The sequence below is a fragment of the Echinicola jeungdonensis genome, from assembly GCF_030409905.1.
Classification (GTDB): domain Bacteria; phylum Bacteroidota; class Bacteroidia; order Cytophagales; family Cyclobacteriaceae; genus Echinicola; species Echinicola jeungdonensis.
The window spans coordinates 3,070,050-3,094,824 of the sequence record NZ_JAUFQT010000001.1 but is presented as its reverse complement, the minus strand read 5'-3'; the positions used below and the strand labels follow the sequence as shown (position 1 = coordinate 3,094,824).

Annotated in this window: 21 protein-coding genes, 1 pseudogene and 1 riboswitch; of the genes and pseudogenes, 16 read left to right on the top strand and 6 right to left on the bottom strand. The window is 39.2% G+C overall.

Features of this window, described 5'->3' with window-relative positions; translation table 11 throughout:
* Positions 1-142: 142 nt before the first annotated feature.
* Positions 143-631 carry a hypothetical protein gene (locus tag QWY93_RS12900; protein WP_290248676.1) on the bottom strand — a complete coding sequence of 163 codons (489 nt, stop codon included), beginning with the start codon at positions 629-631 and terminating at the stop codon, positions 143-145.
* Positions 632-742: 111 nt separating this feature from the next.
* A riboswitch (SAM riboswitch) is annotated at positions 743-852 on the bottom strand.
* A gap of 515 nt (positions 853-1,367) precedes the next feature.
* On the opposite strand from QWY93_RS12900, the gene argS reads away from it, so the two are divergent.
* From argS to hisB, 10 genes are all read left to right on the top strand, one after another.
* On the top strand, positions 1,368-3,158 hold the full coding sequence (argS, locus tag QWY93_RS12895; protein WP_290248675.1) for an arginine--tRNA ligase: 1,791 nt from the start codon (positions 1,368-1,370) through the stop codon (positions 3,156-3,158).
* Between the two features lies 1 nt (position 3,159).
* Positions 3,160-3,750: a glutathione peroxidase gene (locus QWY93_RS12890; RefSeq protein ID WP_290248674.1), complete on the top strand. Its 591-nt coding sequence runs from the start codon at positions 3,160-3,162 to the stop codon at positions 3,748-3,750.
* Positions 3,751-3,800: 50 nt separating this feature from the next.
* The gene (locus QWY93_RS12885; RefSeq protein ID WP_290248673.1) at positions 3,801-4,712 is read left to right on the top strand and encodes a 1,4-dihydroxy-2-naphthoate polyprenyltransferase; all 912 of its coding nucleotides are present in this window, start codon (positions 3,801-3,803) and stop codon (positions 4,710-4,712) included.
* A gap of 135 nt (positions 4,713-4,847) precedes the next feature.
* The gene (locus QWY93_RS12880) at positions 4,848-5,696 is read left to right on the top strand and encodes a universal stress protein (RefSeq protein WP_290248672.1); all 849 of its coding nucleotides are present in this window, start codon (positions 4,848-4,850) and stop codon (positions 5,694-5,696) included.
* Positions 5,697-5,698: 2 nt separating this feature from the next.
* On the top strand, positions 5,699-6,052 hold the full coding sequence (locus tag QWY93_RS12875) for a translation initiation factor (protein WP_290248671.1): 354 nt from the start codon (positions 5,699-5,701) through the stop codon (positions 6,050-6,052).
* 334 nt (positions 6,053-6,386) lie between these two features.
* The gene (gene hemA / locus QWY93_RS12870) at positions 6,387-7,673 is read left to right on the top strand and encodes a glutamyl-tRNA reductase (RefSeq protein ID WP_290248670.1); all 1,287 of its coding nucleotides are present in this window, start codon (positions 6,387-6,389) and stop codon (positions 7,671-7,673) included.
* 276 nt (positions 7,674-7,949) lie between these two features.
* Entirely contained in the window at positions 7,950-8,810 is an 861-nt protein-coding gene (hisG, locus tag QWY93_RS12865) for an ATP phosphoribosyltransferase (protein WP_290248669.1), read from the top strand.
* Between the two features lie 26 nt (positions 8,811-8,836).
* Positions 8,837-10,129 carry a histidinol dehydrogenase gene (hisD, locus tag QWY93_RS12860; RefSeq protein ID WP_290248668.1) on the top strand — a complete coding sequence of 431 codons (1,293 nt, stop codon included), beginning with the start codon at positions 8,837-8,839 and terminating at the stop codon, positions 10,127-10,129.
* 1 nt (position 10,130) lies between these two features.
* Positions 10,131-11,198, top strand: coding sequence for a histidinol-phosphate transaminase (hisC, locus tag QWY93_RS12855; protein ID WP_290248667.1), 1,068 nt, complete (start codon positions 10,131-10,133; stop codon positions 11,196-11,198).
* A 55-nt stretch (positions 11,199-11,253) separates the two neighbouring features.
* Positions 11,254-12,351, top strand: coding sequence for a bifunctional histidinol-phosphatase/imidazoleglycerol-phosphate dehydratase HisB (gene hisB / locus QWY93_RS12850; protein WP_290248666.1), 1,098 nt, complete (start codon positions 11,254-11,256; stop codon positions 12,349-12,351).
* 99 nt (positions 12,352-12,450) lie between these two features.
* On the opposite strand, the gene QWY93_RS12845 is transcribed toward hisB, so the two are convergent.
* From QWY93_RS12845 to QWY93_RS12835, 3 genes are all read right to left on the bottom strand, one after another.
* Positions 12,451-13,509, bottom strand: a complete 1,059-nt coding sequence (locus tag QWY93_RS12845) for a globin family protein (RefSeq protein WP_290248665.1) — start codon at positions 13,507-13,509, stop codon at positions 12,451-12,453.
* Between the two features lie 23 nt (positions 13,510-13,532).
* Complete coding sequence (locus tag QWY93_RS12840) at positions 13,533-13,958, bottom strand: heavy-metal-associated domain-containing protein (RefSeq protein WP_290248664.1); 426 nt, start codon at positions 13,956-13,958, stop codon at positions 13,533-13,535.
* A gap of 594 nt (positions 13,959-14,552) precedes the next feature.
* On the bottom strand, positions 14,553-14,726 hold the full coding sequence (locus QWY93_RS12835) for a hypothetical protein (RefSeq protein ID WP_290248663.1): 174 nt from the start codon (positions 14,724-14,726) through the stop codon (positions 14,553-14,555).
* Between the two features lie 364 nt (positions 14,727-15,090).
* Here QWY93_RS12835 and QWY93_RS12830 point away from each other — a divergent pair, with 364 nt between their 5' ends.
* Positions 15,091-15,840: a polyprenol monophosphomannose synthase gene (locus QWY93_RS12830; protein ID WP_290248662.1), complete on the top strand. Its 750-nt coding sequence runs from the start codon at positions 15,091-15,093 to the stop codon at positions 15,838-15,840.
* Here the strand turns inward: QWY93_RS12830 and QWY93_RS12825 are convergent.
* The gene (locus QWY93_RS12825; RefSeq protein ID WP_290248661.1) at positions 15,824-17,044 is read right to left on the bottom strand and encodes an ABC transporter permease; all 1,221 of its coding nucleotides are present in this window, start codon (positions 17,042-17,044) and stop codon (positions 15,824-15,826) included. The genes QWY93_RS12830 and QWY93_RS12825 overlap by 17 nt on opposite strands.
* Positions 17,045-17,085: 41 nt before the next feature.
* Between QWY93_RS12825 and QWY93_RS12820 the strand changes: the two are divergent.
* From QWY93_RS12820 to QWY93_RS12800, 5 genes and pseudogenes are all read left to right on the top strand, one after another.
* A pseudogene (locus QWY93_RS12820) lies at positions 17,086-18,299 on the top strand (exo-beta-N-acetylmuramidase NamZ family protein).
* Positions 18,300-18,343: 44 nt separating this feature from the next.
* Entirely contained in the window at positions 18,344-19,270 is a 927-nt protein-coding gene (gene fmt, locus QWY93_RS12815; RefSeq protein WP_290248660.1) for a methionyl-tRNA formyltransferase, read from the top strand.
* A gap of 695 nt (positions 19,271-19,965) precedes the next feature.
* Positions 19,966-20,478 (top strand): dihydrofolate reductase, encoded by a 513-nt coding sequence (locus QWY93_RS12810; protein WP_290248659.1) that lies wholly within the window; start codon positions 19,966-19,968, stop codon positions 20,476-20,478.
* A complete protein-coding gene (locus QWY93_RS12805) occupies positions 20,478-21,734 on the top strand; it encodes a competence/damage-inducible protein A (protein ID WP_290248658.1) in 1,257 nt (418 codons plus the stop codon). Before QWY93_RS12810 ends, QWY93_RS12805 begins: the two co-directional genes overlap by 1 nt.
* Before the next feature lie 82 nt (positions 21,735-21,816).
* Entirely contained in the window at positions 21,817-23,106 is a 1,290-nt protein-coding gene (locus QWY93_RS12800) for a dihydrolipoamide acetyltransferase family protein (protein WP_290248657.1), read from the top strand.
* A gap of 119 nt (positions 23,107-23,225) precedes the next feature.
* Here the strand turns inward: QWY93_RS12800 and QWY93_RS12795 are convergent, their stop codons facing one another.
* Entirely contained in the window at positions 23,226-24,752 is a 1,527-nt protein-coding gene (locus QWY93_RS12795; RefSeq protein ID WP_290248656.1) for an ATP-binding protein, read from the bottom strand.
* Positions 24,753-24,775: the final 23 nt, after the last annotated feature.

Here is a 24,775-nt window from a genome sequence, read left to right as displayed (position 1 = left end):
TCATTTAATTTCTGATTTGGGGAATTCCAGAACCAAAGGTTGATCAGCCTTTTTCACCCCTTCCTCCTCCCCTAAAAAATAAAAAGCTTCCGTTCATAAACGGAAGCTTTGATAAGAAATGGATGAATTTCTTTTCTTTTTATCAGGAAAGTTCACTATAAAGCAAGCTCTCCTCCAATTGATGTTTCTTTTGATTTTGAATAATCTTCTTCAATACTTTTTTGAAGCGGATTTCATCTTCAATCAACTTAAAAAGCTTATTGACATAAGCCTTTGCGATGCCTTCATTGCTTTGGTAGTATTTTAAGGTAAAATACCTCTTTTCATGAATACTTTCAATAAACACTTCTTTGGGGTGACCTGCCAGGACCAATCCCCTGAAAAGTGAATAAAAGGACTCCACTTCTCCTTTCAAATGGAAGTATATGGTTTGAAATTTCTTCTGGGATTCAGGGAAGTTTTTAAAATCAAAACCTCCAATCCCTTCAATTTCCACTGCTTCATGACCTTCCAGCCAGTTCAACAAATCCTTGGGCTGACTGGTTTTGGGTTCATTTCTGTTTATTGAATTGAAGCTAAATGTTTGGGAAGTTTTTTCTGAATGATTGTATGAATTTGCTATTGCTGTCATGGTGTCTTTTCAATTGGATTATTAGTAATAATTTAAAATGTTGAAAATTAATCAACATCGGTTGTCTTGAAATGGGCAAGTGTGCATTCGTCTGTTTTTCATCATTGCTAACATTTATAGGTCCTTGAATTGATTTAGGCAGGTTTTAGCACCTTTGCCTTTTTAAGGTTAGGTTGCTATAGGTTCCCAGAGCCTGTTCTCTCCCCTATTCTTTATAAAATCAGCTACTTACCATTTCGGCTTTTCACTAATAATTTTTTCAAATGTAATACTTTATTTTTAAATAACAACAACCCTATAGATTTTGTAGGGAATTAAATGATAAAATTTAACACCACAGATTTCACTCATAACCAGACCAAAAAGAAGAAGGGCATTTAACCTTTAGCCAATTCTAATTCCTGCACCCGCAATCCCCACGTTAAGGGAATTTAAATAACCTTTCTTAAATACCAACTCAATTCTCATATTTGCTTTTCAATTATTGTATCCAGAAAACTGGCTATCATGTTAGCTAACACTTACAATTTATGCCCAAAATTAACTACTTTTGTGCCAATAAATTCCTAACCCTTCAACGCTCCAAATTCCTTCCAGGAATTTGACATGATTTGTTCATGGATAAGGGTGAATAGAAAAGGGTGGTGTTTATATATGTTAAAGACGACCACCAAAAGGCAAACCCTTAGGGAAAAGATTCAATTCCCAGGTGCAAAACTTTTAATTACAAAATTCAATGACAATCCAAGAAGAAATACTCATTGCCATAAGCAAAGCCTTTGAAACCGAATTTGATCACCCTGTAGCCGCAAATGGTTTGGCCCTACAACCTACCAGGAAGGAATTTGAGGGGAATTACACTTTTATACTTTTTCCCTATTTAAAATACACCAAGATGAAACCTGAAGCTACCGGTGAAAAGATCGGGAATTACCTTCAGGAACATTGCTCATTGGTGAGCAAATACAATGTAGTGAAAGGTTTTTTGAATATTTCGGTTAATGAAGCTTCCTGGATGGAAGTTTTTCAACAAATATACCAAAAGGAAAACCTGGGCCAATTACCTTCCAAAAACCAAAAGGTGATGGTGGAATTCAGCTCTCCTAACACCAATAAGCCCCTTCATTTGGGCCATTTAAGAAACAATTTTCTTGGTTTTGCAGTATCCCAGATCTTAGAAGCCAATGGATATGAAGTCATCAAAGCCAACCTGATCAATGATAGGGGAATCCATATCTGCAAATCCATGGTCGCTTATCAAGCTTACGGAAAGGGAGAAACACCTGAATCCGGTGGATTAAAAGGGGATCATTTGGCAGGAAAATATTACGTACTTTTTGACAAAGCCTACAAAGAGGAAATCAAGGAATTGATGAGCCAGGGCATGTCGGAGGAACAAGCCAAAAAGGAAGCGCCCCTCATGCAGGCTGCCCAGGAAATGCTCAGAAATTGGGAAGCCAATGATCCTGCCACCGTGGAATTATGGAAAACCATGAATGGATGGGTCTATGAAGGCTTTGATGCCACTTACAAAAAAATGGGGGTGAGCTTTGACAAGCTTTATTATGAATCAGACACTTACTTGTTGGGCAAAAACATTGTGGAAGAAGGACTTGAAAAGGGAGTGTTTTTCAAAAAAGACAATAATTCCGTTTGGGCTGATCTCAGAGAAGAAGGGTTGGATGAAAAGTTGGTTCTCCGTGGTGATGGAACATCTGTTTATATCACCCAGGATATGGGAACTGCTGACCTGAAGTATAAGGATTATAAAATTAACAAGTCCGTATATGTAGTGGGCAATGAACAGGATTATCATTTTGATGTCCTTTTCAAAATCATGAAAAAGCTGGGCCGCCCCTATGGTGATGGCCTTTACCACCTTTCCTATGGAATGGTAGATTTGCCTACCGGAAAAATGAAATCCCGGGAAGGTACAGTAGTAGATGCTGATGACCTGATCCAAGAAATGGTGGATACGGCTGCTACACACACCCAGGAATTAGGGAAAATTGAAGGTTTTTCTGAAGAAGAGGCCAAAGAGCTTTATGAAATTCTGGGACTGGGAGCCTTGAAATATTTCTTATTAAAAGTAGACCCCAAAAAGCGGATGTTGTTTAACCCCCAGGAATCCATCGAATTCCAGGGAAATACTGGTCCATTTATTCAATACTCCCACGCAAGGATTTCTGCAATCCTAAGAAAAGCTGACCAAATTGAAGTGGATTACAGCCTAAATGGATTTGCTGACCTGGGTAACTTGGAAACCACCGAAAAAGAACTTATCATTTTGTTAAACGATTTTGAGAAAAAACTGGCACAAGCAGGAGAAGAATACTCCCCGGCTGTTCTGGCTCAATATTTATTTGATTTGGCCAAGGAATATAACCGTTTTTACGCTGAACTTCCTATATTCAGTGAATCAAATGAAAAAGTCAGATCATTCCGTGTGGCCCTTTCCGCTCAGGTTGCCAAAACTATTAGAATCGGAATGAGGTTATTAGGTATTAATGTTCCAGAAAGGATGTAATATGAAGCAATTAATTTATTTCTGCCTGGCCTTGGCATTAGTAGCATGTCATGCCAAATCCAACGATCAAAAAAGCATAAAACCTACAGTGACAACAAAACCCATACAAGTGAAAAAATCATTTTATGACTTTGAAGTCAATGACATAGATGGTAACCCTGTTGAGTTTGGGCAATTCAAGGGCAAAAAAGTCATGTTGGTGAATGTTGCTTCTAAATGTGGTTATACCCCTCAGTATGCGGATTTGCAGAATTTGCATCAACAGTATGGAGATAAAATCGTTATTCTGGGCTTTCCTGCCAATAATTTCGGAGGACAGGAACCCGGAACCAATGAGGATATCAAAAAATTCTGCAGCCAAAACTATGGGGTGACCTTCAAAATGTTTGATAAAATTTCAGTCACCGGGGCGGACAAACACCCTCTTTATCGATGGCTTTCAGATAGAGAGTTAAATGGGTGGAACAATCAAGAACCCAGCTGGAATTTCTGCAAATACATTATCAATGAGGAAGGTAAGCTTACTCATTTCTTTCCTTCCTCCGTCAACCCAATGGATGATAAAATCCTGGAACTCTTAGGAGAAGCCTAAAGGCCCTGCACTTCTCCTAATGTTCCCCAACCAAATCCTCTATTTATTCCGTGGAAATTTCTCTTAAAAGCAAGAAACAAGCTTGGTTACATGCCATTAGGCTCAGAACCTTACCCCTGGCATTGGCAAGCATCCTTATGGCCAGTTTTATTGCCTATTACCATCAAACATTTCGATGGGAGATATTGATTTTGGCAGCCCTAACCACCACTTTCCTCCAAATCCTTTCCAACTTGGCCAATGATTATGGGGACAGTGTGCATGGAGCAGACAGTATTGAACGAGAAGGCCCTATCAGGGCAGTTCAATCCGGTATTATTAAACCCAGGGAAATGAAAAGAGCCATGATATTTTTGGCTTCCCTGTCATTTCTTTGTGGCTTTGCACTTTTATTGGTTGCCCTGGAAAGTTGGTGGTTGGTCCTGACATTTATTGGTTTGGGGCTGTTATCCATTTATGCAGCCATCACCTATACATCTGGAAACAACCCTTATGGTTATATTGGTTTGGGAGACCTTTCTGTATTTATCTTTTTTGGACTTTTAGGGGTTTTAGGAACTTATTTTCTTCATAGTCTAAGTTTTTCTGCTCCTCTTCTATTCCCCGCAGCCTCACTGGGCTTTTTCAGCACTGCTGTCCTAAACATCAATAATATTAGGGACATTGAATCTGACAAAAACGCAGGAAAAAAATCAATTCCAGTAAGAATTGGAAGGAAAGCTGCATTAGTGTATAACTGGGGCCTTATACTTGCAGGCAATGGCTGCTTATTACTTTTTGTAGCCCTGGAAAATGCTTTGGGGGGACTTTTAGCTTTATTGATTTCTCCAATCATGGTAAAAGTGGCTTCTTCAGTGGGTAAAAAGAAATCCTCCAAAGAATTGGATCCTTATCTTAAAAAGATGGCCATTTCAACTCTTCTATGGGTGATGGCTTTTGGAATTGGGCTTATTATTTTTTAAAACTTAATTAAAAAAACAATACTTTATCAAGTAAATGGACCCACTCTAAAATGGTTATAACGAATTAGTTTTAAATGAGCATTTTTTGTATTTTAACTTAGAAAATACACAAAATCCATATTAAAGCACAAAACCATGAAAACCATCCTAGTCCCATTTGACTTTTCCGAAGAAGCCGAAAATGCTTTTGAATTTGCCAAAGGCCTGGCAACCAACTTACAGGGGCACCTTAAATTACTCCATGTTATTGAAATCCCTACCTCCCAAAATTTTAGCACGATGGGGGAAGTTGGCGTTGGCGGTGCTGAAATGAATAATGTATTCATGATCGAATTGGTAGAAAAGAGAAAAAAGCAGATGGAGGAAATAAAAAGGAGCCAAAAAGATGTTCCTTACAAATTCAGTTCAAAAATCACTTTTGGCAACCCCTATGCTGGCATCTCCAAAGAAGTTTCCGATATTTCTGCAGATTTGATTATCATGGGATCTAAAGGTTCCAGTGGGATTGAAGAACTACTGATTGGTTCCAATACGGAAAAAGTGGTACGTCACGCGGACTGTCCTGTGATTACCATTAAGGGGAGAATAACCCCTGATAAAATTAAAAACATCATTTTTGCCAGTGATTTTTCCGAGAAAAGTTCCCATGTAATTAATTCACTGAAAAAATTACAGGAAGCTTTGCAAGCCGAATTACATTTGGTAAAAATCAATACCCCAAGTATGTTTGAAAACACCCGGGACTCCAAAGGGAAAATCCAGCAAATAGTGGAAAAATATAAATTGAACCATACCAGGGTAGAGATCTATAACAGTGATTCTGAAGAAGAAGGCATCATCCAATATGCGGAAGACCACAATATGGACATGATTGCCATGGCCACCCATGGCAGGACTGGCTTTATGCATCTGCTAAGTGGAAGTATTGCAGAGGATATAGTCAACCATTCCAAAAGACCGGTATGGACGATGAAAATCAAATAATTATGAGTAAAAAAAAGAATAACGACTGGAAAAAAAGAGAAGGTGTAGTATACTCCACCAATGCTGATTTTGAATTTGAATTTGATGAAGGGGATGTAGAAACCCTTTCCCCCCAAGAACAATACCTCAAGGTTATGCTCGATAAAAAGGCCAGAGGCGGAAAACAGGTCACTCTTATTACAGGTTTTGTGGGGCAGGAAGATGATCTTAAAGAACTTGGCAAAACCTTAAAAAGCAAATGTGGTGTAGGTGGGAGTGCCAAAGATGATGAAATCATTATTCAAGGGGACCACCGGGACAAAGTGTTGGACATCCTGTTAAAACTGAATTATAAAGCAAAAAAAGCTGGTGGATGAAATACTAATTTTTTCCAACCAAAAAGAAAGGAGTGGTCAAAAAAACCACTCCTTTCTTTTTTATAAAACAGAACTACAAACCGAAACCAAAAGTTTTTTCAAGAATGCCAACTTCCTGGCCAAATACGAAGGTTGGGTTTAGGTTGAATTGCTATTTTTTTTAAAGTTGGTAATATCAAACCACTGCATTTATCAAATTCCTTTTCAATAGTGGCCATTTTGAAAAGATGTGCTTTAGGGTTTCCAAGTAAACAATAATTATTTTTCACCTCCAAAATCCAAAAAAGGAAAACACCTCGTATATAATTCTAACCAAAGGGAAAAATCTTCCTTGATGAGATTTTTATTGAAAAGGTATACCAAAAAGCTATCAAAGATTATGGACCAGTTCAGATTATTAAGTCTTTCTTTCAAAAACACTGATATAAAAACCCGGGAAGCATTTGCTTTAAGTCCCGCAGAAATTCGTGAATTGATTCAGGCTTCAAAAAACTCCATGGGTCTTAAAGAATTATTGGTCCTATCCACCTGCAACCGAACTGAAATCATTTATTTCGCCGATAAAGACCTTTCCCTGCCTTTTTTTAATTTCCTGAGCCAATTGAAAGGTCAAAACACCAGCTTGGCCAAAAGAGCTTTTCACAATATTCAAAATGAAAAACAGGCTTTAAATTATTTTTTCAAAATATCTGCTGGTTTGGAATCTCAGATATTGGGAGACGCACAAATCATTTCGCAAATAAAAAATGCTTACCAAATCTCCCTTCAAGAAAATACTGCAGGAACTTATATTCATAGATTGATCCATATCCTGCTGGCAACCCATAAAAAAATCACAACCCAAACTGATTTCAAATCTGGAATAAGCTCGGTCCCATATGCTTCCGTTGATTTAATTTATGAATACCAGTCCATGATTCATTCTCCTAAAATTGGAATTATTGGTTTTGGAGAAATGGGACAAAATGTCTGTAAACACCTTATCTCGGGCGGTAATACCAAATTCACTGTATTAAATCGATCAAGGGAAAAACTGGATCAATTCAACAAAAAGCATAACACACAAATCCAATATCTCCCTTTGAAGGAGCTGGAAGATGCGGTAAGGAAACTGGACATTATTATTTCAACCCCCAGGGTAGTCCAACCTATAATTTCCCAAAACACTTTCAATGATTATTCCCCCACTTATAAACTTTTGGTAGATATTTCCATGCCTAGAAGCATCGCCCAGGATGTAGAAAATATACCTGGTATTATTTATTTTGACATGGATAACATCAGTCAAGTCACCCAACAAAGCATGGCCAGAAAAGAAGCCTCTGTTCAAGCTGTAAAACAAATTCTAAAAGATCATCAGGAAGAGTTTATGCAATGGAAAACAGATAACAAAAATTTGGAAGTAATCCGAAAAATGAAATCTACCTTACAAACCATCAAGGAAGAAGAACTTGATAGATTTCAAAAACTAACCCCTCCTGAACTATCAGAAGGGGTAGATGAAATTTTGGATGCTATGATCCAAAAGATCATCAAAAAAACGGTTGTCACCATGAAATCTTTAAAAGATGAAAAACAAATCAACCAATATTCAACTTTAATTTCCCAGACTTTTCATTAAGGAATCATTAATTCAGAATAAAAACTTTTTGATTTTTTGGATGTTAACAATACCTCACTAATTTTGCGGTTATAAAATGAACTGCACAAGACTACATATTGCCAACAAATCACTTTTTACAGTAACTCTCCCTGTGACTGTTCACCATTTCCATCATTCCTCCTGAGGAGGAATATTATTTACATATCGCCCTAAGCGGTTGCAGGTGATCAGTATGGCAACCCTTCAATTTTCAGAATTTCTTAAAAGATTTATTCATATTCGTATCTTTATTTCATGGAAAATATTATTCGCATAGCCGTCCAAAAAAGTGGCCGATTGAGTGAAGACTCATTGAGTCTGATTAAAGAATGTGGCATTAAATTTTATAATGGTACCGGCAAACTCAAATCCACTTCAACCAATTTCCCAATTGAATTCCTATACCTCAGGGATGATGACATTCCGGGTTATGTTGCTGATGGAGTAGCAGACCTCGGAATTGTAGGTGAAAATGAGTTGGTAGAAAAGGACAAGGAAGTAGACATCCTCAAAAGACTGGGATTTTCAAAATGCAGACTTTCCCTTGCCATCCCCAAAAGTGAAGAATATACCGGTTTGTCTTACTTTGAGGGAAAAAACATCGCCACCTCCTACACCAAGATCCTTGGGGATTACCTAAAAGCAAAAAATATCAACGCCGAAATCCATGAAATCAGTGGGTCAGTAGAAATTGCACCTAGTATTGGTTTGGCAGAAGGAATCTGTGACATTGTCAGCTCAGGGTCTACCTTGATGATGAATGGCCTAAAAGAAGTTGAAGAAATATTCAAGTCAGAAGCTGTTTTGATCAGCCATAAAGGCATCAGCCAAGAAAAACAATCCATTGTAGAAAAACTGCTATTCAGAATAAATGCCGTCCAAAAAGGTAACAGGAACAAATATGTACTCTTGAACGCCCCAAATGAATCCCTGGACAAAATCATAAGCCTGATTCCCGGAATGAAAAGCCCAACCATCTTACCATTGGCGCAGGAAGGTTGGTCCTCAGTTCATTCTGTCTTAAGTGAAGATCAATTTTGGGAAAATATTGAAGGACTTAGAGAAGCCGGTGCTCAGGGAATCCTTGTGGTACCTATCGAAAAGATGGTCCTTTAACCTGAATATTTTCAAAAGATACACCCATGAGAATCATTAGTAATCCCACAAGAAGTGAGTGGAAAAAAGAACTGGCCCGTCCTGTTCAAAAAATGAAGGAAATCCAAAAGATTATCAAGCCGATCATGCGGAAGGTGAAACGGCAAGGGGATAAATCTTTGAAGAAATTTGCTTTGGAATATGACCACGTGGAAATAAAAAACCTCTTGGTCAGCAGGGAAGAAATCAAGGCAGCTGAAAAGTTGTTGGATCCAGAGCTTAAACAAGCAATTCAAAAGGCGAAAGATAATATTGAAAAATTCCATGAGGCCCAAGCTACACCGGATTTGAAAATGGAAATAATGGACGGGGTAACTTGTATGCGAAAAAGTGTCCCCATCCAAAAAGTGGGGCTTTACATTCCCGGAGGCACTGCCCCTTTGTTTTCCACTGTCTTAATGCTTGGAGTTCCCGCCAATATTGCTGGCTGTGATGAAATCGTTCTTTGCAGTCCTCCTAATAAGGAAGGCAAAATCCACCCAGCCATTTTATACACTGCAGATTTGATTGGGATTGATAAAATAGTAAAAGCGGGTGGCGCCCAAGCTATTGCAGCCATGACCTATGGTACTGAAAGTGTGCCCAAAGTGGACAAAATATTCGGTCCAGGAAATCAATATGTTACAGCAGCCAAACAACTGGCCAATAAAAAAGGGATTGCTATAGACATGCCTGCAGGACCATCTGAAGTATTGGTTTATGCGGATGAAACAGCTATTTCTTCTTTTGTAGCTTCTGATTTGCTTTCACAAGCCGAACACGGTGTGGACAGCCAGGTGGTGTTGGTTGCCAGTTCTGAAAAGGTAGCCAAAAAAGCTTTAAAAGAAGTGGAAAAACAACTGAAAACTTTACCCAGAAAGGAAATAGCAATAAAAGCACTAGAAAATAGCGTGGCGGTTGTCATGTCCAATCAGGACCAAGCCATTGACCTGATCAATGAATATGCTCCCGAACACCTGATCATCAATGTAAAAGATGAAGATGAAGTGGTTTCCCGGATTATCAATGCGGGATCCGTATTTATTGGTAATTTCACGCCAGAATCTGCTGGAGATTATGCCTCGGGTACCAACCACACCCTGCCAACTTATGGCTATGCCAAAAATTACAGCGGGGTTTCTTTGGACAGCTTTGTCAAAAAAATCACCTTTCAAAAAATCACCAAAAAGGGAATTCAAAATTTAGGGCCTACCATCGAGATATTAGCAGGCAATGAATTACTGGACGCACACAAAAATGCAGTTTCTATTCGCCTCAATTACCTCAAAGAAAATAACTGATATGGCTTTTGACCTCAATAAATTATTAAGGCCCCACATAGCCCAATTAAAGCCCTATTCATCTGCAAGGGATGAATATTCCGGCAAAAAAGGGGTATTTTTGGATGCCAATGAAAATCCAATTGGCTCTATCACCGAACAGCAGTTTAACCGCTATCCTGACCCTTATCAGCAGGATTTAAAAGCCAGCATTAGTCGTATCAAAAAAGTTAACCCTGAGCAAATCTTCCTGGGAAATGGTAGCGATGAAGCCATTGACCTTTTGATGCGCGCTTTCTGTATCCCCGGAAAGGATAATATTATCATTTTACCACCTACCTATGGGATGTACGAGGTAAGTGCAGGAATCAATGATATAGCCATCAAAAAGGTCAATCTGACGGAAGATTTCCAATTGCGGCCAGAGGTTATTTTGGAAACGGTAGATGACCATTCCAAAATTATCTTCATCTGCTCTCCCAACAACCCGAGTGGTAATAAAGCCAAAAGGGAGGACATTCTTAAAGTACTGAAAGGGTTTGATGGATTGGTAGTGGTGGATGAAGCCTATATTGATTTCAGCGAGGAGGTCAGCTTTACCCAGGAATTGGACAAATATCCTAATTTATTGGTCATGCAGACCTTTTCAAAAGCTTGGGGTCTTGCTGCCTTACGCCTGGGGATGGCTTTTGCCTCTCCGGAAATCATCAAAGTGCTCAATAAAATCAAACCTCCGTATAATATCAGTGGACTGACCCAGGAAACCGTCTTGACAGCTTTGGAAAACACCTCCAAAAAGGATCAAATGGTCCAGGAGATGTTGGAAGAGCGGGATTATTTGGAGAAGAAACTTGCTGCTATGCCTTTGGTGGAAAAAATCCACCCTTCCGATGCCAATTTCCTTTTGGTTAGGGTGCCTGGTGCCAGAAAAATCTATTATTACCTGATTGACCAGCTTATTATTGTCAGGGATCGTTCCAAAGTAGTCCTTTGTGATGATTGCCTCAGAATTACGGTTGGCACCAGGAAAGAAAATAAGCAGTTACTGGAAGCATTAAAAAAATACGCCGTAAATTTGCCTACCGCATAAATTTATCGGAACCTCCCTCCTCTTAGAAAGGAAAATGTGGTAAAAGTTTAAAAAAATGAAAAAAGTACTATTTATAGATAGGGACGGAACAATTATCAAAGAACCGCCCATAGATCATCAGGTTGACAGTTTAGAGAAATTGGAATTCCTTCCAAAGGCCATCTCAAATCTGAGGAAAATTGCTGAGGAAACGGATTATGAACTGGTCATGGTAACAAACCAGGATGGGTTGGGAACGGATTCTTTTCCTGAGGACACCTTTTGGCCTGCACAGTATAAAATGCTGAAAACGCTGGAACAGGAAGGGGTGGTATTTGCAGCCATTCATATTGATAAGTCATTTGAACATGAAAATGCCCCAACCCGAAAACCCAGAACCGGTTTATTGACCGAATATATGGACGGGACCTATGATTTGGCCAATTCCTATGTAATCGGAGACCGGCATACAGATATCCAGTTAGCAAAAAACCTTGGGGCTCAGGCCATTTATATTGGTGAAGAAAAACCAGAAGGAACAGCCCTCAATACGGATTCTTGGGATGAAATCTATGAATTCTTAAGGCTTCCTGAAAGAAAAGGATCGGTAGAAAGAAGCACATCAGAAACCCAGATCAAAATAAACATCAACCTGGATGGATCTGGGAAATGCAATATAGATACAGGCTTGCCATTTTTTGACCATATGCTGGAACAACTTGGCAAACACGGTGGCACTGACCTGGAAATCAAGGTTACAGGTGATTTGCATATTGATGAACACCACACCATAGAAGATACTGCTTTGGCCTTGGGTGAGGCTTATTTGCAGGCCCTAGGAGATAAAAAAGGTATCAACCGCTATGGTTTTCTTTTGCCTATGGATGATGTTTTGGCACAGGTGGCCATTGATTTTGGAGGTAGACCCTGGATGATGTGGGAGGCGGAATTTAACCGTGAAAAAATCGGTGATATGCCTACCGAAATGTTTTATCATTTCTTCAAATCCTTCAGTGATACCGCAAAATGCAATTTGAATATCAAAGCGGAAGGAAACAATGAACACCATAAAATTGAGGCCATTTTCAAAGGCCTAGCCAGGGCTATTAAAATGGCTGTAAAAAGAGATGTAAATGCCCTTAACCAGCTTCCAAGCACCAAAGGGGTTTTGTAAGCTTGTAAGCTATTAAAAATATTTTAACACAATAAAAGGCCGGACCATAAATGGTACCGGCCTTTTATTTTTATTGCACATAGAACTACCCTAAGTTAGTTAAGCCTGAATGATGGCTCCTTTCAATCCTTCGCTGTTAAGTAATACTCCAAACTCTGCAATAACAGATTCCGGAACGCCCTTGTTGGTGACAGCTTCCACTACTGCCTGGACAAATAAATCATAATCTTCGGTGGTGACCATTCCGGTCATTCTTGAATTGACTTCAGGGTTATGGGCATCAGCCATGCTCATTCCAGAATATTCAATATTGGTTGATCCAATGGCCTGGGCAAGGAAATCGCTAAAATTGCCCAAAAGAGCATTGAAGCCAGACAAATCATTGACCCCTACCTCGGCTAGCAACACAGGAAAATAAGGTTGAAGATCGTCATACTTTCCGCCTTCATTGGTTGCTATCAGAAGTACGGTTTCCGTCACCACTTGCTTCAATGGTAAATATCCTGCTTCTACCATATTTCCGTCTCCATCATCCACCATAACAGTACCACCTAGGCGAGTGTATAGATCCAACATGGCTCCATCTTCACGCTGAACGATGGCATCACGGGTTCCTTCCAGCAGCTCTCCTATTGGCCCAAGGATATCATTACTGCCAAAACCCGCCCCAGTGGCGGATTGAACTACCGCTTCTACAAACAAATCGAAGTCATCATCATCAACAAACCCATTCATCCGGGGATTTTCATTCGGATTATGGGCATTGGCCATACTTAGTCCCGTATAAGAATAGTTTTTTGCTCCTGTTGATTCTGCCAATAAATCTGTAAAATCCTCCACCAAAGCATTATAACCGGAAAAATCATCTTCTCCGACTTCAGCCAATAAGACATTAAAATGGGGCTTCAATTCTGAATATTTTTCATCGCCGGCAATCAACATTACGGTACCATCCACCACAATTCTTAGATTTAGGTAACCTTGTTCGATCATTTCACCCTCATTTGCGGGATCTGGAACCATTTCCTCCCCTCCTAGCTTTGTGGCATAGAAAGAATCATCCTCCATGGGCGGATCCATTTCTTCATCATTACAGGAAGAAAAAACCAAAATTGTCCCCATTAGGAACAGATACATTAATTGATTCAATGTTTTCATGTTTCTTAAGGTTTATGTGAGCACTAGTTTTTAAAGATTTTCCGGAAAAAACTGCCCAATTGATATGTAACAGAATTTTTATTGATGGCTGGACAACTTCCATCCAATTGGGCATCAGATGGATGGAAAAGGGTGCTTTGAAGGTTATAATCAGCATTTACCTTTTTAACTATATCATTGGGATCCTGTTTTTTCCGGTCATATAAGACTATTAAATAATCGGATGTTCGATTAATCCTGGTATCCCGCATCCCTTCCCATTCTAGAAGTTCTTTCTTGATTGACTCTCCCTTCAGAGAGTCTAAATCAGCGTTAAAATCAACCTGGCTCATGGCCCAATTTGGACCTAAGGATTGATCTTTTGTCTCCAAATAAATGTGTACTGCTAAGGTTCCTACCAATAAAAACAGGACAACACATGCTCCAATTAATATTTTTTTCAGCATCATAGTTAGGCTTTTTGGTTTGTGGACTAGATATACGAAGTGAAACTCCGACTTGGATTGCCCCTACCAATTAGACCCAAAAAATTCACCCCAAAAACTATCTTGATAGTTTTACACCTGAAACTTTAACACACTTATCGAAACATACTTATTTTTTTCCCAGCAGAATTTTGATAGAGGGTAGCTGATTTTAAAAAAGAAAAAGTGAACTTTAACCAGGGAAATTACCAAAAGGCATTTGAAAAAATGAACCTATTACTGTTGTTTAAATTGGCAGATATAAAGGCCCTATTATTAAGGGGCATCGTCTTATCAGGCCTTATAATAATTCGAATATGTCTTAGTAGATTACCAAAAATTGCTCCGATTACCTCCTGGAAATACCAAAGCCAATTATAGAATTGGTTCTATTTATTTGTAAAATCAGAATTTCAATCAAGCAGAAAAGCCCCAGATTTAGCTTCCAAAAACAACCAATTGGTTCTGATTTAAAATTACTTTTGGTAGGGGCCATGATCAAAAATCAAAATTCCAATTTAAGATTGAATATTATTATTTGCCAGTAACTTGGTTCCGGAAAACACTTTCATTTTTTTATCATGTTACTGCCAATTCCGAGGACACGATAGAAACAGCCACGCAATCCAACATGTAATTGAAATATTCCCTGTAAAATTTAAAGCCCATTACATCTGAGGAATTGCTTTTATGGGGCTGGGAATGGTAGAAAGGGCCATTGGTGATTTTAACAAGGGCATATAAACTGATCATGATCACTATGAAAATAAATCTAGAAAAGTGGATTTTATACTTAACAAATCCCCAAAACAAGCCTTTCTATACCTCCTTGAAGTCGCAAAAAAGGCTGTAAATATGCCAAGGAGCAATTGAACCTTTACTCCTAAATTTAGTTCCATTTCCGGATTAATAGTTTCAATATAATTGAAAAAATCTTTCTGTTTACTCCAATAAAAAGGGAATCGACATAATCTAAGATTAGTGCAATTCGCGGATCCCAACTTTACTTTTCAAATAACCGGAGGTATTGGAATCACCTTAAATTCAATTTCTCCAATATTTTTTCCAACTATACATTTAAAAAACAGCATTTCCTTATATTTTTGGGGGCAATATTATGAACCACAAGAAACTCGTCATCATCCCGACCTACAATGAAAAGGAGAATATCCATGATATCGTCCAGGCTATCATAGCCTTGCATGATGGATTTGAGGTATTGGTGATTGATGACAACTCCCCAGACGGAACTGCCGCATTGGTCAAAAAGCAGCAAGATAAACATCCTGGCCAGGTCCACCTTATCCAAAGGGAGGGGAAATTAGGATTGGGAACTGCCTATATCACGGGATTCAAATATGCCTTATCTCATGGATATGATTACATTTTTGAAATGGATGCAGACTTTTCTCACAATCCAAAAGACCTGATAAGACTCTATAGAGTTTGTGCTGAAGGGAATTATGATATGGCTATTGGTTCCCGTTATATTAAAGGAGTAAATGTGGTCAACTGGCCAATGGGCAGGGTTTTGATGTCCTTTTTTGCCAGTAAATATGTGCAGTTTATTACTGGAATTCCTATCAAGGATACCACTGCAGGATTTAAATGCTACCACCGATCAGTGCTGGAGGCTATCAACCTGGATAAAATTAAATTTGTCGGTTATGCCTTCCAAATTGAAATGAAGTTCAGGGCTTGGAAATTGGGTTTTAAAATTGCCGAAATCCCCATCATTTTTACCGACCGCACACGGGGAACCTCAAAAATGTCCACACATATTTTTAAGGAAGCCGTATTGGGCGTGATTTATATGAAAATCAGAAGTATCTTTTCCCCTTACAAAAAGTTTAATCAAAACGAATAGCCTTGATCGGGCTGACATTACTGATTACCATGGCAGGGATAAAAAGCACCAAAACTGTCACCAACAAAATTAAAATATTGAGGCCCACGATCAGGCCAAAATCCCAGTGTATTGGCACATAACTCATATAGTAATTGTAGGGATCGAGCTGGATCAAGCGGCTAAAATCTTGAATAACTCCTATCCCAATACCAATTAAGTTTCCCAAAAGCATTCCCCTGCCAATGATCCGCACGCCATTCCAAACAAAAATCCTCCTGATTTGGCGGTTGGTACTTCCTAAAGCCTTTAGCATTCCAATCATTTGGGTCCGTTCCATTATCAGGATAAAAAGTATCGCTATCATATTAAAAGCCGCCACAAACAAAATCAAGCCAAGAAATACATATACATTATTATTCAGCAAACCCAACCAGTCAAAAATCTGAATATATTTATCCGTTACTTTCTCCACTTTCAAATCATAATCAATTTTGTCATAGAGTTCCTCCTCATGGGCATTGATTTGACTGGGGTCGTTTAAAAACACTTCAAATCCACCCACCTGATTATTTTCCCATCCATTCAGGTTCCGGATGGTTTGGATATCACCAATAATGATCTTGTCATCAAAATCCTCCAAAAAAGTCTCATAAATTCCCACAATATCAAACCTTCGGTACCTTGGAGGATCCTGCACAAAATACATGGTTACCCTGTCACCCACTTTCAAAAGTAATTTATCAGCAATTTTCCTACTTAAGAGAATTTCATTGGAAGCAGATCCATTTTCATTAAAGGTCAAAAATCTTCCATGTGAGACAGAGGACGCAAAAGCCAGAGAATCAAAATCGGGTCCCACTCCTTTGAGCATTACACCCTGCACTTCTTCTTCCCCTTTCAATAAGCCTGGTTTATAAGCATATTCCTGTACATGCCTGATAAAATCAAAGTTTTCATGTTGAGAATAAAACTGGCTTTCCTTGGAGGAAGGGTAAACTTCAAAGGCATTGTTGGAGGTGAATTTGTGCACCTGATAATGACCCGTAAATGAAAAAACCTTGTCTGAAACGACCTTTTTAAATCCTCCCAAAATCAAAAAGGAAATGATCAAAACCGATAGACCTATGGCAATGCTGGCTACTGCAATGCGGTGGATTGTCCCGGTAAAACCTCCGGTCCTTTGAAAACTGATTCTTTTAGCAATGAAGTAGGGAAGGTTCAATGAAGTGTCTTATTTTTGTTATAAATCCACCGCAAATTAACATGAAGCAATTAAAATTAATACTTCTACTGACTTTTTTACTGGGTACATTGCCCTTTTGCAAAAGCGAAACTGAAGGTCAATACAGCCAAAAAAATGCCCTTTCGACCTCCGCAATACCGGAAATCAAAACCGGTGCGGACCAACCTCTCCATTACCTTCCTTTATTGAAGGGGAAAAAAGTTGGATTGGTGGTCAACCAAACCAGTATAATAAATCAAAAGAAAAGCAAACATTTGGTGGATTTCCTTTTAGCAGAAGATATCCCGGTCAAAAAAATTTTTGTGCCCGAACACGGTTTTAGGGGTGATGCTGATGCAGGAGAAGCCATTGAAAATGGCATGGACAAATCCACCGGCTTACCTGTTATTTCTCTTTATGGAAGTCACAAAAAACCTACCCCTGAAGACCTGAAAGACCTGGACTTGTTGATTTTTGATCTACAGGACGTAGGTGTTCGTTTTTATACTTACATCAGTACCCTTCATTATGTGATGGAGGCTTGTGCAGAAAATAACAAACCACTTATCATCCTGGATCGACCCAATCCAAATGGGGATTATGTGGACGGCCCCGTATTGAAAAATGGATTTAAAAGTTTTGTCGGCATGCATCCCATACCTGTGGTTCATGGACTGACCATTGGGGAACTGGCCAGGATGATCAATGGGGAAAAATGGTTAAAAAATGGGGTTAAAGCAGACATTTCAATTATTCCGGTAAAAAACTGGGATCATGCCATGCCCTATTCATTACCCATCAAACCCTCCCCTAACCTGCCCAATGAATTGGCCATAAGGCTTTATCCTTCACTTTGTTTTTTGAGGGAACTCAAATCAGCGTTGGCAGAGGAACCACCTTTCCATTTCAGGTAATTGGTGCCCCTGATTCCAGATATGGGGATTTCACCTTTACACCAAAAAGTATTCCTGGCATGTCCAAAAATCCTCCCTATGAAGGAAAAAAATGTTATGGATTAGATTTAAGGGGTTCGGAATTATCCCACCGGTTTACTTTAAGATACCTTCTTGATATGTACAAAAAGTCCGGAAAAGACCCGGATTTTTTCAACAATTTCTTCAATACCCTTGCAGGAACGGATGAACTAAAAAAAGCAATTTTAGCAGGAAAAAGTGAAGAGGAAATCAAAGCCACCTGGCAAAAAGACCTGAATCACTACAAGAAAAAAAGATCAAAATATTTACTTTATAAATAACTCGAAGGAAGCTTCCCTTCTTTTTCACCGAAAAAACCTTAATTATGAATAAAGATTTGAAAATCGTTTACATGGGAACCCCGGAATTTGCCGTCCCTTCCCTTGAAATATTAATTAAAAATGGCTGGAATGTGGTTGCCGTTATTACGGCTCCTGACAAACCCAGAGGAAGGGGACAAAAACTTATCCCATCTCCTGTAAAAGAAACTGCCCTGAATCATAATATTCCAGTATTGCAACCTACCAACCTGAAATCCCCTGAATTCCTGGAAGAGCTAAAAAGTTATAAAGCGGACATTCAGGTAGTAGTGGCTTTCAGGATGTTGCCAGAACCGGTTTGGAGCATGCCTCCAGAAGGAACTTTTAACCTTCATGCTTCCCTTTTACCCAATTACCGGGGTGCTGCCCCCATCAATTGGGCAATAATAAATGGAGAAAAGGAAACCGGTGTAACCACCTTTTTCCTAAAACATGAAATTGATACGGGAAGCATTATTTTCCAGGAAAAAGAGCCCATACATCCCCAGGACAATGTCGGCAGCCTTTACGAAAGATTAATGGAAAAAGGGGCAAAACTGGTACTTAAAACCATTGAAGCAGTAGCCGAAGGAAGGGCAACCACCCAGCCCCAGGATGATTCACAGGCTAGAAATCATGCTCCAAAAATATTCAAGGAGACCTGCCAAATCGATTGGAGCCTACCTGCCGAAGCCACTCATAATTTGGTAAGAGGTTTATCCCCCTACCCGGCGGCTTGGACCATGCTTGGGGACAAAACCTGTAAAATATTCCAAACCGAAATTTTGGACCATGGAGTTTTAAATGACAAAGAAATTGGCGAATATGAAACAGACAATAAAACCTATCTGCATTTCAAAACAGGTAATGGAGTGATTTCCATCAAAGAGCTACAGCTTCAAGGCAAAAAAAGAATGAAAATTGATGACTTCCTTAGGGGGCACTCTCTCTAATCAGCTGATCATTCTTCTTCAGCAATCGTAGCAGCAAAAGCCAGGTATTAATCTGGCTTTCTAGTTTACACCATTTAGTAAACAACCCTTTTTCAACAACAACAGGACCATAACATCTCAATAAATCCATTTTGTGTTTTGAAAAAGACAATCCTTTTAACTAGTAATTTAGGGTTACTGTCTCCAAGGGTATTAGAAGCACATTTTTTAATAAAATCAAAAGAGAGGCCAAACAGGGGTTGAATACCCGGTAGAAAAAAAGTGAAAGAGGAAGTGCAAAAAGCTTCCCAAAGGGAACTGCAAAACACCTGGAACGGGCTTTTGGTGGCGGTAAAGAAAGTGAAAGTTTGGTAATAGGTAAAGCCCTGATTTTAACTTCGTAATGAAAGAATACCCTGATATGGTGACTACTTCTGGTTGATAATTTTGATGCAAAAAGTACAAAGGGCGAAAAGGAGTATGTGATATTTTGAGTCATTGGGATATCAAAACCATAAACTCGCCGTGCCCAGTGTCCACCTACCATTTATTTACACTCTAAACAGTCCCGGTTATTCAGGCCCCTACAATAAGAAAACTCAAGACTAAAATCACCACCAATGTCAGTTTTCGTGGGTAAATAGAAAGTTTTTATCCATCACTTTTCACCGGATAAAAAAACCTTGGTATCTTGTGCCGACAAAAAAAACAGGGTTTTGATTATTTCTATTATTGTAGCAAAAGCCAAGAATAATGTAATCGGGAAGGACAATAAACTCATTTGGAGGCTTTCCTCTGATTTAAAACATTTTAAGCGTCAAACCACTGGACATTATTTGATCATGGGGAGGAAAACCTATGAATCCATGGGAAAACCGCTTCCCAATCGAACTTCCATAGTGATTACGAGAAAATCTGAGTATCCAATACCAGAGGGACACTATATTGTACATGGGTTAGATGAAGCTTTGGAACTTGCAAAGTCCAAAAATCTTGAAAAAGTATTTATTGCAGGTGGAGCTGAAATATATGAACAAGCACTTCCCTACACCCATGAAATGATCATCACTGAAGTGGATTGCGCCCCATCTGGAGATGCTTTTTTTCCCAAAGTGGATTGGTCTGATTGGAAAAAAGTGAGCGAGGAATTTCATCCAAAAGATGAAAAAAACGAGTATGACAGTACCTTTTTAACTTTTAAAAGGATAAAATCTTCCCCAAAAGTATAATGGCTGACATTAAAGCTGAAATTATTTCTATAGGAGACGAGTTGCTCTATGGGCAGATAATGGATACCAATAGCCACTGGATCAGCCAGCAATTGGACCAAATTGGAGTCAAAGTGGTTAGAAAGACCACTATCGGTGATAATACCAAGGATATTTTGGCGGCATTTAAGCATGCCGAGCACAGGGCTAATATTATTTTGATAACAGGTGGGCTGGGGCCAACCAGGGATGACCTGACCAAACCCCTGATGGCAGAATATTTTAATTGTGATATCCAGCTGGTTCCAGAAGCTAAAGAAGACCTCCAAAAGTTCTTTGCCCGAAGAGGAAAAGAATTGACCCATTTGAATGAATTACAAGCCCATCTGCCTACCAAATGTACTTATGTTCCCAACAAAATGGGAACAGCTCCGGGAATGTGGTTTGAGGAAAATGGTTGTATTTGGATGTCAATGCCAGGGGTACCCCACGAAATGAAAAACTTGATAAAGGAGTTTGTTATTCCAAAAATCAAGTCCCTATTTAAACTACCTTCAATTTACCATAAAGTAATAAAAACGGTAGGCATAGGAGAAAGTTGGTTGGCTGACTTAATTCGGGATTGGGAAGACCAGCTTCCGGGGCATATTAAATTAGCCTATTTGCCTTCTCTTGGTGAGGTCAAATTGCGATTAACCGCTTTTGGCAAAGACCAATCCCAACTGCAAATGGAGGTAGCAGATCAAATTGAAAAAGTTCTTCCCATGATTACAGCCTATGTTTATGGTTATGATCAAGACTCCCTGGAAACGGTAGTGGGAAGACTTTTGAAAGCAAGTAATAAAAAAGTAGCTTTGGCAGAAAGTTGTACAGGAGGCTACATTTCCCATTTGATTACCAGCATTGCGGGCAGCAGTGATTATTATAATGGTTCTATTGTCCCCTACCACAATGAGTTCAAAGCAGCAGAATTGGGGGTTAGCAGGGACACTTTGGAAAAACATGGCGCAGTCAGTGAGGAAACAGTTACTGAAATGGCCGCTTTGGTCCGAAAAAAGTTTAAGGCTGATTATGGTTTGGCCAGCAGCGGAGTAGCAGGTCCCGGGGGAGGAACCCCGGAAAAGCCTGTAGGTACTGTTTGGATAGCTTGTGCTACCCACAACCAAGTCACCACCAAAAAGTTACAACTTGGGGAAGAAAGGATGCTAAATATACAACGAACAGGGGTGGGAGCTCTTAATCTTTTAAGAAAAGTCATTTTAAACGATACGGTTTAAAATTTCAATTCAACGATTTTGGAAACATATAATTAAAATATAATTTTAAAACTCGGAAATAAACCCAATTAAATAAATTAGCATGGCAACTGTAGAAATGGTAATGCCCAAAATGGGTGAAAGTATAATAGAAGGCACTATTCTTACCTGGCTGAAGGAGGAAGGGGAAACCATCGAACAGGATGAAGCGGTTTTGGAAGTGGCAACAGATAAGGTGGACACAGAAGTTCCTTCATCCCATGCGGGGGTTTTAAAAAAGATATTAGTCAATGAAGGTGATGTAGTTGCCGTGGGCGCCCCAATTGCGGTGATTGAAACCAACGGCGAGCCCGAAGAAGAAACCCTTGAAAAAGAGGAAGATGAACCTGGGGAAATTTCCGATAAAGAGGAATTATTGGGAGCAGCACCTGAACAAACTGCTTCCCTATTAGAAAGCAATAGCCTTAATCAGGGTAATTTTGGAGATCGTTTTTATTCCCCTTTAGTAAGGAGTATAGCAAAGGAAGAGGGGATTGACGCAAATGAATTGAACCAAATCCCTGGTACTGGGAAAGAAGGTAGGGTCACCAAAATTGACATTCTAAATTACCTCAAAACACGATCAACCGAGAAGAAAACCCCTTATACTTTTCCTTCTCCAAAAGCAGAACCCAGCATTAATGCAGGTGATGAGGTCATTGAAATGGGCCGCATGAGGAAAATGATAGCTGAAAGGATGTTACATTCTAAGCGAACTGCTCCTCATGTTACTTCATTTGTAGAAGCTGATGTAACCAATATTGTCCAATGGAGAAACAAGGTAAAAGAAGCTTACAAGCAAAAAGAAGGTGAACCCATTACCTTTACTCCTTTTTTCATTGAGGCAGTGGCTAAAGCCATTCAGGATTTCCCTATGATCAATATTTCAGTAGAGGGAGATAAAATCATTAAGAAAAGAGACATCAATATTGGTATTGCGGTTGCATTGCCAAGTGGTAATTTAATAGTTCCTGTAATCAAAAAGGCTAATGAATATAATCTTTCCGGCCTTTCCAAGAAAATCAATGATCTGGCCAAAAGGGCAAGAGAAAATAAATTATCTGCCGATGAATTAAGCGGTGGGACCTATACTGTTTCCAACGTAGGGCAGTTTGGCAATATCATGGGAACTCCCATTATTGTCCAACCTCAAGCGGCCATCCTTGCTATTGGAACGATTACCAAAAAACCGGCTGTATTAGAAACCCCATCGGGGGATGTAATTGCCATCAGGCATAAAATGTTCCTTTCCCATTCCTATGACCATAGGGTAGTTGATGGTTCTTTAGGAGGAATGTTTGTAAAAAGGGTGGCAGATTACTTGGAAGGTTTCGATATAGAAACCAAAATATAAAATCTCAATAATATCTGGGATGGTCATAATTCATCACGTAAGAGGACTGTAAATGCCTGCACCATTTAAGCAAAAACCATCCCTTTGACTATTCCTGACTGAAAAAAGCCTGATTAAAATCAGGCTTTTTTTATGTAATCAAAACTCTCCTTTATTTTATCGATCAAATCCTGAATTTTAACGGGCTTGGCAAGGTAATCATCCATTCCGGTAAGCATGGCTTTTTCGATTTCCTCCTTGAAAACATTGGCAGAGAGCCCGATGATTTTCACCGACTTTCCGTTTTCTAATTTCCTTATGGCTTTGGTGGCTTCCGGACCATTCATCAAGGGCATTTGGTAATCCATCAAAATAAGGTCAAATTCTCTTTCTTTCACTTTCTCCAAGGCCTCTACACCATTAAGCGCAATTTCAGGTTGGTAGCCCAAATGCTTCATCAAAAGCCGCATAAACTGAAGGTTAATCTCATTATCCTCCACCAATAAAATATCCAACGGAAATTGCCCTGCTAAATAATCCATATCATATAGGGCAGAAAGATTGGATTCGATCGTACTGTCAAGACCTACCTTTTCCTTTTCGGAAATAGTGGCAAAAATAGCAAAATAAAATTCCGAACCCTTACCTTCTTCGCTGCTGACATTCAGACTCCCACCCATCAATTCTACTAGTTTATGGGTAATAGCAAGGCCCAGGCCTGCCCCATTTTTTTCGGTCTCCGTTCCGTTCCCCACTTGGGTAAAGGGATGGATCAATTGGTCAATCTTAGAAACAGGAATACCCACCCCATTGTCAGAGATAGAGAAATTAATCATCAAACTATCCTCCATTATATGCTCTCCCTTTATAGAAATACTAATTCTACCACCATTAGGGGTAAACTTAATCGCATTCCCCACAATGTTGAATAGAATTTGATTTAATTTCTCTTTGTCAATAATAAGGCATTCAGGAATTTCAGGACTGAGGGACAAATTAATTTTAATGTTTTTTTTGGCCACCATCCCTGAAAAAATATTGATGGCTCGGTTAATTTCCCTTTTGAACTGGATGCTGCTAAGGTTTAATTCAAGTTTGCCCGCTTCAATTTTAGAGTAATCCAGAATATCTTTAATTATTGAAAGCAAGGACTCCCCCGAGTCTTTGATCACTTTAATATACTCTTCTTGTTGGGTATCTAATTGGGTATCTTCCAATAGGTGGATCATTCCCAAAAGGCCATTCATTGGGGTCCGAATTTCATGACTCATATTGGCCAAAAAGTCAGATTTGGCCTTATTGGCTATTTCTGCCATTTCTTTGGCTTCCTGCAGCCCTTTTTCCCAAAGCTTTTGACCAGTCACCTCTCTGCCTATTGAAATCACCCTTTCTTCATCCAATTTAAAGAACCTAACCTCAAAGCATTTTTTTCCATTGGATCCTTCCATTTCAATTTGCCTGGTTTGAAGCATATTGGTTTTAACCGCCTTTTTCAGGGCATCCATAAAATCCTCATTCATTGGACTGGGAATAACTTCCATTACGCTTTTCCCCAATATTTCACTGGGTTTTTGAACAAAAAGCGTTTCATCCTGAACATAAAAATCCTTATAAAAACCTTGATGATCATATATGAAAATCACATCCGGAAGGCTGTTCAGGACCAACCTAAGCCGGTTTTCACTTTTGA